Source organism: Azotobacter vinelandii CA (assembly GCF_000380335.1).
GTDB lineage: Bacteria > Pseudomonadota > Gammaproteobacteria > Pseudomonadales > Pseudomonadaceae > Azotobacter > Azotobacter vinelandii.
In genome coordinates, this window is record NC_021149.1 from 3,757,066 (window position 1) to 3,770,938 (window position 13,873).

General features: G+C 66.6%; 8 protein-coding genes. 1 reads left to right on the plus strand and 7 read right to left on the minus strand.

Features of this window, described 5'->3' with window-relative positions; genetic code table 11:
- Positions 1-210 precede the first annotated feature (210 nt).
- The 6 genes from AVCA_RS16855 to cysM all read right to left on the minus strand — a co-directional run bounded on the left by AVCA_RS16855 (position 211) and on the right by cysM (position 9,702).
- Entirely contained in the window at positions 211-2,451 is a 2,241-nt protein-coding gene (locus AVCA_RS16855; RefSeq protein WP_012702223.1) for a TonB-dependent siderophore receptor, read from the minus strand.
- Between the two features lie 186 nt (positions 2,452-2,637).
- Complete coding sequence (locus AVCA_RS16860; protein WP_012702225.1) at positions 2,638-3,969, minus strand: sensor histidine kinase; 1,332 nt, start codon at positions 3,967-3,969, stop codon at positions 2,638-2,640.
- On the minus strand, positions 3,970-4,671 hold the full coding sequence (locus AVCA_RS16865; RefSeq protein WP_012702226.1) for a response regulator transcription factor: 702 nt from the start codon (positions 4,669-4,671) through the stop codon (positions 3,970-3,972).
- A 372-nt stretch (positions 4,672-5,043) separates the two neighbouring features.
- Positions 5,044-7,293, minus strand: a complete 2,250-nt coding sequence (relA, locus tag AVCA_RS16870) for a GTP diphosphokinase (protein ID WP_012702227.1) — start codon at positions 7,291-7,293, stop codon at positions 5,044-5,046.
- A 112-nt stretch (positions 7,294-7,405) separates the two neighbouring features.
- On the minus strand, positions 7,406-8,770 hold the full coding sequence (gene rlmD, locus AVCA_RS16875) for a 23S rRNA (uracil(1939)-C(5))-methyltransferase RlmD (RefSeq protein ID WP_012702228.1): 1,365 nt from the start codon (positions 8,768-8,770) through the stop codon (positions 7,406-7,408).
- A 32-nt stretch (positions 8,771-8,802) separates the two neighbouring features.
- Positions 8,803-9,702, minus strand: a complete 900-nt coding sequence (cysM, locus tag AVCA_RS16880) for a cysteine synthase CysM (protein WP_012702229.1) — start codon at positions 9,700-9,702, stop codon at positions 8,803-8,805.
- Between the two features lie 354 nt (positions 9,703-10,056).
- Between cysM and AVCA_RS16885 the strand changes: the two genes are divergently transcribed.
- On the plus strand, positions 10,057-12,774 hold the full coding sequence (locus AVCA_RS16885) for a response regulator (protein ID WP_012702230.1): 2,718 nt from the start codon (positions 10,057-10,059) through the stop codon (positions 12,772-12,774).
- A 26-nt stretch (positions 12,775-12,800) separates the two neighbouring features.
- On the opposite strand, the gene dinB is transcribed toward AVCA_RS16885, so the two are convergent.
- Positions 12,801-13,862: a DNA polymerase IV gene (gene dinB / locus AVCA_RS16890; RefSeq protein ID WP_012702231.1), complete on the minus strand. Its 1,062-nt coding sequence runs from the start codon at positions 13,860-13,862 to the stop codon at positions 12,801-12,803.
- Positions 13,863-13,873: the final 11 nt, after the last annotated feature.

Here is a 13,873-nt window from a genome sequence, read left to right on the forward strand (position 1 = left end):
GTTCCGCGGCGTGAACCCGACCGGGACCTTCGATCCCAAGGATCGCGGCACACAACAAAATTTAGGAAAATGATATATATTCCCATTTAATAGTAAAGATTATTTACGAATCTTAACCTCAAGCCAGGCAAGGCATCATCGACCCGAGTCCGTCGCCGCTCAGCCTTGCGCCATCGGTACGCAGCCGGCATCTTGCGGCGACGCGGCGGCTCAGAAGGTGAACTTCGCCGAAGCGTAGTAGGCCCGGCCCGGATCGTTGTAGGTGGAGGCGCCGCCGCTACCGGAAGCGTTGCCCTCGCGCTTGATTTCCTTATCGAGCAGGTTGTTGATGCCGGCGCCGAAGCTCCAGTTCTTGGTCAGCTCGTAGTTGCCGTTGACCGCCCACAGGGTGTAGCCGCCCTGCTGCTTGAGGGCCTCGCCGCTTTCCTGGGCCCCGGTGCCGCTCAGATTGCGCGGGTCCTGGTAACCGTAGAGGGTCATGCTCAGGTTCAGGTTGAGCGCCTCGGTGGCCTGCCAGTCGAGGATCGAGTTGATGGTGAACTTGGGAATGACCGACAGCGGCTCGCCGGTCCTCTTGTTCTTGTTCTCGATCATGTAGGTGAAATTGGTGTTCCAGCTCAGGACGTCGCCGTCCACGCCCATCAGCGGGATGTTCAGGGTGCCTTCCCAGCCGGCCACCACCGCCTTGGAAGCGTTCTCCCACTGGAGGATCTGCCCGTCCGCCGTAGTGATGGAGGTGGGGGTCAGACCGGCCACGATCTTGTCTTCGTACTCGTTGCGGAAGTAGGTCACCCCGGCGTTCCAGCCGTTCTGGGCGTAGGCGACGCCCAGCTCGAAGTTCCAGCTCTTTTCCGCGTCAAGGTCGTCGCTGCCCTGCACGTAGCAGCCGCCGCCCATGTTCGGCGAGTCGGCCGGGCAGCCGTTGCCCATGGTGTAGTAGATGTAGTTGCTGTTCGACTGGTACAGGTTGGGCGCCTTGAAGGCCCGCGACAGGCCGCCCTTGATGCTGACGGCGTCGGTCAACTGGTAGGAGGTGTTCAGGCTCGGGCTCCAGTTGCTGCCGAACTGGGTGTGGTTGTCGAAGCGCACGCCGGGCGTCAGGGTCCAGCGGTCGGTGAGATGGATGTTGTTTTCGACGAAGAAGGCGATGTTCTCGTTGGTCGCCTCGCTGTCGCGGCCGGTAGTCGCGGTACCGGGAATCGCGGTGGCGCTCTGGCTCATCGAGAAGGGGTCGTCCAGCACCTCCTTGGTGTACTCGAAGCCCAGGGTCGCCACCTGGCTGAAGCCGAAGTTGAAGGGGATGTTCACCTCGCCGCTCAGCGCATAGTTGTCGTATTCGGAGGTGGACATGTCGCCAGCGTTGATACTGCCCTCGCTGCTGCCGGCCAGGCCCTCGTTGAGGCGCCGGTTGCGGGTGTTCTCGTAGGAGAACACCAGTTGCGAGGTACCCCAGTCCCAGTTGCCGCGGTGGGTGAGCGAGCCGGCGCGGCGGTACATGATGTTGGTTTCCCGGCCGAACAACTGGTTCAGCAATTCGGAGCCCGTGGTGCTGACGGCCCGGTCGCCGGCGTAGATGTTGCCCTGACGGCTGTAGCTGCCCTCGATCTCGATGGTCTGCTGCGAGTTCAGATCCCAGCGCAGCATGCCGTTGAGGTCGCGGTTGCGCACCCCTTCCTTGCCGGCTGGCGGGGTGATGCCGCCATCGGCCGTATAGGCGGAGTTCAGGCCGGGACGGTCGGCCTCGGTCTTGTTGAGGTTGCCGTGAATGCGGTAGGAAAGGCCCTGGACCAACGGGCCGGTCAGGCTGAAGTTGTAGCGCTTGCTCAGCCCTTCGTATTCGCTTTCCGGGCTGTTGTAGTAGGTGGAGACCGAGCCGTGAGTCTTCTCGGTCGGCGCCTTGGTGATGATGTTCACCACGCCGCCCATGGCCCCCGAGCCGTAGCGCGCCGCCGCCGGGCCGCGCAGTACCTCGATGCGTTCCACCAGTTCCGCCGGCACCCAGTTGGTGTCGCCGCGCGTGTTGCGCTCGCCGCTGCGGCCCATGCGCACCGAGTTGCGCGAGCGCACCGGCTTGCCGTCGATCAGGATCAGGGTGTTCTCCGGGCCCATGCCGCGGATATCGATCTGCCGGTTGTTGCCGTACTGGCCGCTGGCGCTGTTACCGGTGAGGTTGACGCCGGGCATCTTGCGGATGATGTCGGACAGGTCGTTGACCGGCGGGCGCTTCTTGATGTCGTCGGCGGTGATGATGGAAACGCCGGGAGCCTGTTTCAGTTCCCGCTCGGCGGTGACCAGCACGTCGTCCAGTTCGAGGGCGCCCTCCTCCGCCCGATAGGAGCCATCGCCCGCGGCGCCCTCCTCGGTAGTAGTCTCCTCTGCTGCTTCCAGGAAGGGGGAAGAAACTGCCAGCAACGCCAGGGGCAGATGCGCAAGCCTGAAACGCGGATACATGCCTTACCTCACTCAATATTATGTGTGGACGAACCGGCCATCTGCCCGACCGAAACCGGCCCGAGCGCAGGCAGCGAAATACGGGATTCCGACGCCCGGCCCGAGCGGACCTTCCGATCCCGGAGATGGCGGCACACGATAAACTGAGCTAGATGATATGAATTCCCATTTAATAGTAAAGTGCATTTACGAAGTATACATTTTCAGGCGCAGCACCATGCGCAGTCCCGGCCGGCCGTATTCCGCCCACAACCGCCCGCCCTGCTGGCAAACCAGCCGGCGGGCGATCGCCAGTCCCAACCCGAATCCGTCCCCTCCCGGCCGCGCGGCATTGAGCCGGGTAAAAGGCTGAAAGATGCGTTCCAGATCGCTCTCCGGCACCCCTGGCCCCTGATCCTCGACCCACAGCAACCAATGGTCGTCCTCGATCCGGCCATCCAGGCAGACGCAACCGCCTTCCGGCGAATGGCGGATCGCATTGCGTAAAATGTTCTCCAGTGCTCGCGCCAGGCTGTTGAGGTGCCCCCACACCAGGCAGTCCGGCGGCAGACGGCAGGGAAGCCGCCGGGGGTTCCAGCCGCTTTCGAAACAGGCATCCTCGCGCAGGATCTCCCACAGCGAAGCCACCGCCACCGGCTCCAGTGGCGGCTGTGGCCGTTCGGTATCCATCCAGGCCAGCTCCAGGGTGCTGTCGATCAAGGCTCGCATGACGCCGACTTCGCGCAGGAGCCGCTCTTCCAGTTCGGTACCGTTCAAACCGGCCTCGCCGGCCACTTGCAGGCGGCTCAGTGGCGTGCGCAGCTCGTGGGACAGGTCGCGCAGCAACTGGCGCTGCAGGCCCAGCGAGTCCTCCAGGCGCCCGGCCATGTGATCGAAGGCGCGCCCGAGCTCCCCCAGTTCATCGCTGCGCCGCGCGACCGCCGGGTCCACGCGCGCTTCCAGATTGTCCGCGTGCAGGGCGTTGGCCAGTTCGCGCAGACGCGCCAACGGCGCGATCAGCACCCGGTACAGCCCGATGCAGAACAGCAGGGCCAGACCGGCGGGAATCAGGTACTGAACCGCGGCCTTGTACAGGACCCGGTAACGCCAGGGACGAAAGCGCTCGGGCAGTTGGATGACCAGATAGCCGCGCTCGTCGGCCAGCGGCAGGGAGAGCAGCGGCAGATCCGGGTTGCGCCGGCTCATCGGCCACTCCAGGCCGCGCAGGAAGGTCAAACGCCGGCTCTCGATCAGTGGCCGGCTCCCCAGCGACTGCAGATTTTCATCCACCAGATCGGCCGCCCCCGGCTCCCGCGACCTCAGGTCGCGCAGAAAGGCATCCACGGCCTCGGGCCCTTCCCTGGCCACGCGGGCGGCTTCACCGGCATAGCCCCGCAGGACTTGGCGGGCCTCGTCGGAAAGGTAGGAGGTCTGCTGATCGATCCAGCGGCCCCAGGAGCCGATCAGGAAAATCACCAGCAGGCAGAAAGCGACCAGCAGCGCGGCCAGCCGCCAGAACAGCGAATGACGGCCCGGCACTCAAGCCACCTGCAGTTCCAGCAGATAGCCCTTGCCCCATACCGTCTCCAGCCGGACACCCTGCACGCCCAGGCCGGCCAGCTTGCGCCGGATGTTGCTGATATGCATGTCGAGACTGCGGTCGTACTGGGAATAGCCGCGACGCAATACCTGCTGGTACAGAAACGGCTTGCTCAGCACCTCGCCCGGATGACGTGCGAAGGTTTCCAGCAGACGGTATTCGGTCAGCGTCAGTCCGGCCCAGCCATCGCCATGCCGGACATCGCAGCGCATCTCGTCGAGGTGCAGTGCAGAGCCGCCCCAATGCACGGGCTGCCCGCGCTCGTAGGCGACGCGCCGCAGGATCGCCTCGATGCGCACCTGCAACTCGCCCATGCCGAAGGGCTTGGGCAGGTAGTCGTCGGCCCCGCGGCTGAAGCCAGTGATGCGATCCTGCTCGTCGCCCAGCGCGGAGATCAGGATGACCGGGACATGCCGCCGCTGGCGCAGCCGGGCCAGCACCTCGAGACCGTTGAGTCCGGGCAGCAGAATGTCCAGGAGGATCAGATCGAAGTCGCATTCGCTGGCCAGCTCCAGGCCGCCATGGCCGTCGCTGCACAGCGTCACGACAAAGCCCCGGCGCTCCAGATGCTCGTTCAGGTGGACGCCCAGCAGGGGATCGTCCTCGATGACCAGGATGCGGCGATTGGGAAAGCACGTCATCTTTCAACTCCGCAAAATACGAACAATTCTATTTCATATGCTACGGAGTACGTCTACCCGGGCCAACAGTCAGGCCCCTCCCAAAGTCTTGCACGCATCCCCTTGGCCGAGAGCCGGGGGAGCCGGGTTGGGCCCGCCCCGACAGGAGCAAGCTTGCTCGCGATGCCTTGGTTCCGGTCGTCCTTTGTCGCGGACAAATCCGCCTCATCCGGTGAGCGTCCCGCGCAACGATTGCCCACTATAGGACCCGTGCGCCGCTGGGCAAGGCTTGCTCGCGACGCTCTGGCTACGATCACGCCCGTCGCGGACGAGTCCGCCCCAGTCCTTGCCGGCCGGCAGCCGAAGCCCTTGAAGGACCCCGGGCCCGCGGCGTCAGGAAACCGCGCGGTGGCGGCGCGCCTCGATCACGTTGGGCAACTGGGCGATACGCGCCAGCAGCCGGCCGAGGGCATCCAGTCCGGGGATCTCGATGGTCAGGACCATCTGCGCCGTGCTGTCTTCCTTGTTCGACAGGGTGTTGGCGGCCAGCACGTTGATCCGCTCGTTGAGCAGCACCTGGGACACGTCACGCAACAGGCCGGAACGGTCGTAGGCGCGAATGAAGATATCCACCGGGTAGGTCTGCACCGGCACCGGTCCCCAACTGACCTGGATGATCCGTTCCGGCTCGCGGCTGGCCAGTTGCAGGGCGTTGGCGCAGTCCTGGCGATGGATGGTGACCCCGCGGCCCTGGGTGATGTAGCCGACGATGGGGTCGCCGGGCAGCGGCTGGCAGCAGCCGGCCATCTGTGTCAGCAGGTTGCCCACACCCTGGATCTGGATATCGTCGCGCTTGCCCGGCTTGTGCGGAACGCCGGCCTTGCGCGGAATCAGCTCGAACTGCCCGGCGCTGCGCTCCGGCTCGACCAGTTGCTGGGCCAGCCCGACCACGTGGGCCAGACGCAGGTCGCCGGCGCCGAGGGCGGCGAACAGGTCCTCGGCGGTCTTCAGGTTGCTCTTTTCCGCCAGCCGGTCGTAATCCACCGGCGCCAGGTCGAGCCGGGCGAGTTCGCGCTCGAGCAGCGCCTTGCCGGCGGCGACGTTCTGGTCGCGCGCCTGCAGCTTGAACCAGTGGACGATCTTCGCCCGGGCCCGCGAGGTGGTGACGTAGCCGAGGTTGGAGTTCAGCCAGTCGCGGCTCGGCGAGCCGTTCTTGCCGGTGATGATCTCCACCTGCTCGCCGGTCTGCAGGGTGTAGTTGAGCGGCACTATGCGCCCGTCGATCTTGGCGCCGCGGCAGTTGTGGCCGATCTCGGTGTGTACCCGGTAGGCGAAGTCCAGCGGCGTGGCGCCCTTGGGCAGGTCGATGGCGTGGCCGTCCGGGGTGAACACGTAGACCCGGTCGGGCTCGATGTCGACCTGCAACTGCTCGGCCAGGCCGCCGATGTCGCCCAGTTCCTCATGCCACTCGAGCACCTGGCGCAGCCAGGCGATCTTCTCCTCGTAATGGCTGGAAGTGGACTTGAGGTCGGTGCCCTTGTAGCGCCAGTGGGCGCAGACGCCCAGCTCGGCCTCCTCGTGCATGGCGTGGGTGCGGATCTGCACTTCCAGGGTCTTGCCGTCCGGGCCGATCACCGCGGTGTGCAACGAGCGGTAACCATTTTCCTTGGGATTGGCGATGTAGTCGTCGAACTCCCTGGGGATGTGCCGCCACAGCGAGTGGACGATGCCGAGGGCGGTATAGCAGTCGCGCACTTCCGGAACCAGCACGCGCACGGCGCGAACGTCGTAGATCTGGCTGAACTGCAGACCCTTCTTCTGCATCTTGCGCCAGATCGAGTAGATGTGCTTGGCCCGACCGTTGATGTCGGCCTTGATGCCGGCGCCGGCCAGCGCCTCCTTGAGCTCCTGGACGACCTTGGCGATGAACTGCTCGCGATCGAGCCGGCGCTCGTGGAGCAGCTTGGCGATCTGCTTGTACTGCTCGGGCTCGAGGTAGCGGAAGGCCAGATCCTCCAGCTCCCACTTGATGTGACCGATGCCGAGGCGATGGGCCAGCGGCGCATAGATGGCGGACACCTCGCGGGCGACGCGCTGGCGCCGCTCCTCGTCGGCGTGCTTGACCGCGCGGATCGCGCAGGTGCGCTCGGCCAGCTTGATCAGGGCGACACGCACGTCGTCGACCATCGCCACCAGCATCTTGCGCAGGTTCTCCACCTGGGTCTGGGCATCCAGCACCAGGGACTCGCGCGGATTGAGGCTGTCGCTGATCGCCGCCATGCGCAGCACGCCCTCGATCAGCTTGGCGACCACCTGGCCGAAACGCCGCTGCACCTCGTCCAAGGCGATCTGCTTCTGGCGCACGCCACGATAGAGCACGGCGGCGACCAGGGAATCCTGGTCCAGCTTGAGGTCGGCGAGAATTTCCGCGATCTCCAGGCCGACCAGGAAGGTGGACGTGCCGACGGCAGGCCTCTCCGCATCCGGCCGGGCCCGCCGCTCGGCCTCGCGGACGTACTCGCAGGCCGTCTTCAGGGCCTCGCGCTCCAGGGCCGGGTCCATCTTCAGGACATGATCCAGCCAAGCCTCAAGATTGATGCTGCCGTCGGTGTTGACCGGCTGCTGCGCTCTCACCTGTACCATGTATCTACCTTTCCCCCAGCATGTCTTCCATGCCGAACAAACATCAGCCGGAATCGGGCTGCCTGGAAACGAAAAATGCGGCTCTCCTGCCGGCGAGACTCGACGCCCCGCCTCAGCCCGCCGCGGGCTCTCTCTCGAACAACGCCATGGCCTCGACATGGGCGGTCTGCGGGAACATATCGAGAATGCCGGCACGCCGCAGCCGATAGCCCTGTCCGGCCAGTTCCGTGGCATCCCGTGCCAGGGTCGCCGGATTGCAGGAAACATATAGCACCCGCCCGGCTCCCAGGCTGCCCACCTGCCGCACGGCCTCCAGCGCGCCGTCACGGGGCGGATCGCACAGCACTGCGGCGAAGCCGGCGGCAGCCCAGGACGCCCCTGCCAGCGGCTTCGACAGGTCCGCTTGCCAGAAGTGCAGGTTGTTCAGTCCATTACGGGTCGCATTTTCCCTGCCGCGCTCGACCATCGGCGCCACGCCCTCCACCGCCACCACCTCGCGCGAGCGCTGCGCCAGCGGCAGGGCGAAGTTGCCCAGACCGCTGAACAGATCGAGCACCCGTTCCTCCGGCCGAGGCGCCAGCCACTCCAGGGCCTGGACGACCATCGCCTCGTTCACCACGGCGTTGACCTGCACGAAGTCGCCGGGACGGTAGTGCAGCTCCAGTCCCCAGGGCTCCAGGCGGTAGCCCAGCGGGGCCTCCGGTGCGTCCGCCCGCGGCTCGTCCCTGCCCTGCAGCCAGAGCTGGGCGGCGTGTTCGCGACAGAAGACGCGCAGGCGCTGCAGGTCAGCGTCCGCAAGGGGCGCAGTATGGCGCACCAGAATGGCGCTTGTATTGCCGTGGAACAACTCGACATGGCCCAGCGCCCGGGGCCTCGCCAGACCGTGGAGAAGCGCGGGCAAGGCGCGCAGGATGGGCTGCAGCGGCCGCACCAGCACCGGGCAATCGTCGATGGCGACGATCGCCTGGCTGGCCGCGGCGCGAAAGCCCACCTCCAGCCGCCCGGAGGTGGCATCCCAGCGCACCGCGATGCGCGCCCGGCGGCGGTAGCCGAATTCCGGACCGACCAGGGGCGGCGCCCACTCCTCGGGTGCGAGGCCGGCGAAGCGCGCCAGTTGCTCGGCGAGGGTGCGCTGCTTCAGGGCCAGTTGCTCGGCATGGGGCAATGCCTGCAGGGTGCAGCCGCCGCAACGGCCGGCATGCGCGCAGGGCGCGGCGCGGCGCAACGGGCCGGCGGCCAGGATGCGCTCGGCGTGGGCATCGACGATACGGTTGCGCGCGCCGAGCACACGGGCCTCGACCCGCTCGCCGGCCAGGGCGCCGGAGACGAACCAGGTACGGCCGTCGACGAAGGCGATGCCACGGCCGTCGTGGGCCAGGCGCTCGATGCTCAGGACCTGCTTCCTGCCCACCTGCAGGGGCGCCGAGCGGGCACCGCCGCTGGGCTGGAAGCGCAGGCCGCCGGTACGTCTAGTCACGTCGGAAGGCCCCGCCCGGTGTGAAGATCGATTCAAGGCTGGTCATAGACACCCGTGGACAGATAGCGGTCGCCGCGGTCGCAGATGATCGCCACCAGCACCGCATTCTCCACCTCGCACGACAGGCGCAGCATGGCCGCCACCGCCCCGCCCGAGGACACGCCGCAGAAGATGCCCTCCTCGCGGGCCAGGCGACGCATGGTGTCTTCGGCTTCGCTCTGCGCCATGTCGATCACCTGATCGACCCGGGAGGCATCGAAGATCTTCGGCAGGTACTCCTGCGGCCAGCGGCGGATGCCGGGAATCGCCGAGCCCTCCTGCGGCTGCAGGCCGACGATGCGTATCGCCGGGTTCTGCTCCTTGAGATAGCGCGAGGTGCCCATGATGGTGCCGGTGGTGCCCATGGAACTGATGAAGTGGGTGATTCGGCCCTGGGTCTGGCGCCAGATCTCCGGGCCGGTACCCTCGTAGTGGGCCTGCGGGTTGTCCTGGTTGCCGAACTGGTCGAGCACCTTGCCGCGCCCCTCGCCTTGCATCTTCAGTGCCAGGTCTCGGGCACCCTCCATGCCTTCGGCCTTGCTCACCAGCAGCAGCTCGGCGCCATAGGCGGTCATCGCCGCCTTGCGCTCGGCGCTCATGTTGTCCGGCATGATCAGGATCATCCGGTAGCCCTTGATCGCCGCCGCCATGGCCAGGGCGATGCCGGTGTTACCGGAAGTGGCTTCGATCAGGGTATCGCCGGGGCGGATGTCGCCGCGCAGCTCGGCGCGGGTGATCATCGACAGTGCCGGGCGGTCCTTCACCGAACCGGCCGGATTGTTGCCCTCCAGCTTGACCAGCAGGGTGTTCGAGGTTTCTCCCGGCAGGCGCTGCAGGCGCACCAGCGGGGTATTGCCGATGCACTCGGCGATGGTGGGGAAATGCACTGTCATGGAAACGCTCGGTGTCCTGAATCGGAAATGGGCTGCTCGGTCCGCACGGCATCCCTGCCGCCATGCTGCATGGGCGCCGCTCGCCATGCTCCCGGCATGGCCCGCCGCGACACCCGGCCTGGCAACGGGCTTCGCTCCCGGGAAGCGGAGTCGGAGCCGTCAGGCCACAGGGGAGCCTATGATAGCCGGCAAAGCGCTGCAGGCCATCATCCGGAATCGGCGCACTTACATTCCAAATGGTTATGAGAACGCTTCTATTGCGCCGTCGGGTCTGTCGCTACACTCACTGCCTTCCCAAATTCCTCACGGAGAATCGGGGTGTTCCACGACTTCAGCATCAAGACCCGCATCGCCATGCTCACCCTGCTGCCCAGTTGCCTGCTGGCACTGGTCCTGGGTAGCTATTTCACCTGGCAGCAGTTGGCCGAGATGCACGGCAACCTGGTGGGACGCGGTCAGTTGATCGTCCAGCAACTGGCTCCGCTGGCCGCTCCCGCCCTGGCGCAGAACTACCACAATCGCCTGCAGCGTATCGCCAACCGGGTACTGGATCAGACCGACATCCGTGCGGTGAGCTTTCTCGACAGCGAACTGGGCACCATCGTGCATGCCGGCCCGAGCCTCAACGGCCCGCTGCCGCCCCAGGACCCGACCCAACTGACCATGGTCCGCGACAACAGCGCCACCCACCTGCTGATGCCGGTGCTCGGCTACCACCAGAACCTGGCCAGCGGCAGCAACGACCGGGACGACCACCTGCTCGGCTGGATCGCCCTGGAGATATCGCACCACAACGCTCTGCTGCAGGGCTACCGCAACCTGCTGGCCAGCCTGCTGCTGATCCTCTCCGTGCTGCTGGTCAGCGCCTTCCTCGCCCTGCGCGTGGGGCGCTCGATCAGCGATCCGCTGCGGCGCATCCAGCAGGGCGTGTCGCAACTGCGCGACGGCCATCTGGAAACCCGCCTGCCATCCCTGCGCAGCCACGAACTGGACGAGTTGGCCGCCGGCATCAACCGCATGGCCGAAGTCATGCAGCACGCCCAGGAGGAGATGCAGAACAGCATCGACCAGGCCACCGAGGACGTGCGCCAGAACCTGGAAACCATCGAGATCCAGAACATCGAACTGGACATGGTGCGCCGCGAGGCCCTGGAGGCGAGCCGGATCAAATCCGAATTCCTCGCCAACATGAGCCACGAGATCCGCACCCCGCTGAACGGCATCATCGGTTTCACCAACCTGTTGCAGAAATGCGAGCTGACGCCCCGCCAGCACGACTACCTGAACACCATCCAGAAGTCCGCCGACAGTCTGCTCGACATCATCAACGAGATCCTCGACTTCTCGAAGATCGAGGCCGGCAAGCTGGTTCTCGAACACACCCCCTTCAACCTGCGCGAACTCATCCAGGACACCCTCACCATCCTCGCCCCGGCGGCCCACGCCAAGCACCTCGAACTGGTCAGCCTGATCTATCGCGACACGCCCCTGGCGCTGAACGGCGATCCCCAGCGGCTCCGCCAGGTCCTCACCAACCTGATCAGCAACGCCATCAAGTTCACCAACGAAGGCACCATCGCCGTGCGCGCCATGGTCGAGGACATCGGCGAGGAGTTCGCCCAGTTGCGGATCAGCGTGCACGACACCGGCATCGGCCTGTCCCAGGAAGACCTGAACGCCCTGTTCCAGGCCTTCAGCCAGGCCGACAATTCGCTGACCCGCCAGGCCGGCGGCACCGGCCTCGGCCTGGTCATCTCCAAGCGCCTGATCGAGCAGATGGGGGGCGAGATAGGCGTCAACAGCGTGCCGGGCGAAGGCTCCGAGTTCTGGATACGCCTGTCCCTGCCGCTCGACGATCACAGCGAGGACGAGCCGCCGACCGCCCTGCACGGCCACCGGGTGGCGCTGCTCGAACAACACGAACTGGCCCGCCAGTCGATCCAGCACCAGTTGGAGGACTGCGGCCTGGAGGTACAGCCCTTCGCCGAACTCGACAGCCTGCTGGCCGGTGTCGCCGCCGCACGCCAGGAGGAACGGCCGGTCGGCCTGGCGGTGCTCGGGGTGACCAGCCGCGACACCAGCGCCGAAGAACTGGCCCAGCGCATCGCCGACCTCGAACGGCTCGGCTGCAAGTGCCTGGTGCTCTGCCCCACCACCGAACAGATGTTCTACCAGGAGGTCCTGCCGGAGGCGCAGATCCAGTTGCAGAGCAAGCCGGCGCACCGCGACAAGCTGCAGGCGGCCCTCGGCGAACTGCTCACCCCCCAGCCGACCGGCTCGCAGACACTCGGCCCGCTGGGCAACCGCGCGCCGCGCCTGCTCTGCGTCGACGACAACCCGGCCAACCTGCTGCTGGTACAGACCCTGCTCGGCGACATGGGTGCCGCGGTCACCGTGGCCGACAGCGGCCACGCCGCGGTGGAGGCCGCCCAGCGGGAACGCTTCGACCTGATCTTCATGGACGTGCAGATGCCCGGCATGGACGGCCGCCAAGCCACCCGGGCGATTCGCCAGTGGGAGGCCGGACAGCCGGAACAGCGCCATACGCCGATCATCGCCCTCACCGCCCACGCCCTGGCCAACGAACGGCGCGCCCTGCTGCAGAGCGGCATGGACGACTACATGACCAAACCGATCAACGAGCGCCAGTTGGCTCAGGTCGTGCACAAATGGACCCGGCTGCACCTGCGCTCGCCCGGCGCCCAGCAGGTCCACGAGGTCCAGCCGGCGTCCATCGGCCACCTCAGCGTGCTGGACTCCGAGGAAGGCCTGCGCCTGGCCGCCGGCAAGCCCGACTTGGCCGCCGACATGCTGAGCATGCTGCTGGCCTCGCTGGATGCCGACCGCCAGGCGATCCACCAGGCACGTCGGGACGGCGACCGCGCCGCGCTGATCGAACGAGTGCATCGCCTGCACGGGGCCACCCGCTACTGCGGCGTTCCCCAGTTGCGCGCCGCCTGCCAGCACAGCGAAACCCTGCTCAAACAGCACGCTCCGGCGGCCGATACCGCCCTGGACGAACTCGACGCGGCCATTCTGCGCCTGGCCGGCGAGGCGAAATTCGGCGCCTGAGCGGAAACCGGAGACGGCACCGTCGACTACCGCGCGAACAGCTCCAGTTGCTCGCCCTCCCCGCGCCGGTCGAGCAGCCGTACACCGACGCCGAGCAGACGCACCGGCCGGGCGCCGCGGGCGAAGGCGGCGCCGAGCAGCAGCCGGTAGCTATCCAGGTCCCGACCGGCGCCGGCCTGCTCCAGGGTGGTCTGGGTGAAATCGTGGAACTTCACCTTGACGAAGGGCTTGTCCGGTCGGTAGCCGCCATCCAGCCGCGCCAGGCGCCCGTCGAGCGCCTCCAGCAGTGGCGGCAGTTGTTCCAGGCAAGCGGCCAGATCCGGCAGATCCCGTTCGTAGGTGCGCTCCACGCTCAGCGACTGGCGGCGACTGTCGACCGTCACCGGACGCTCGTCGATCCCGCGCGCCAGCAGGGCCAGACGCTCGCCGAAGCTGCCGAACTCGCGCATCAGGGCCAGCCGGCTCCACTGACGCAATTCGGCGCAGGTACGAACGCCCAGGCGCGCGAGACGCTCGGCGGTGACCTTGCCGACGCCGTGCAACCGGCTCACCGGCAGTTCGGCGACGAAGGCCTCGACCTCGGCCGGAGGGATCACGAACAGGCCATCGGGCTTGCGCCAGTCGCTGGCGATCTTGGCGAGGAACTTGTTGGGGGCGACACCGGCCGACACCGTGATGCGCAGCTCCTGCCAGACGCGCCGCCGAACGTCCTGGGCGATGCGCGTGGCACTGCCGGAAAAGTGCGGACTGGCGGAGACGTCCAGGTAAGCCTCGTCCAGCGACAGCGGCTCGACCAGTTCGCTGTAGTCGCGCAGGATGCGCTGGATCTCCCGTGACACAACCTTGTAGGCCTCGAACCGCGGCCTGACGATCAACAGCTCTGGACAGAGCTTCAACGCCTGTCGCGCGGGCATCGCCGAATGCACGCCATAGGCGCGCGCTTCGTAATTGCAGGTGGCGATCACCCCACGCCGATCCGGCGCGCCACCCACCGCCAGCGGCCGGCCGGCCAGGCGAGGATCGTCGCGCATCTCGATGGCTGCGTAGAAACAGTCGCAATCGACGTGGATGATCTTTCTGCCGCTCATGGCACCCGTAT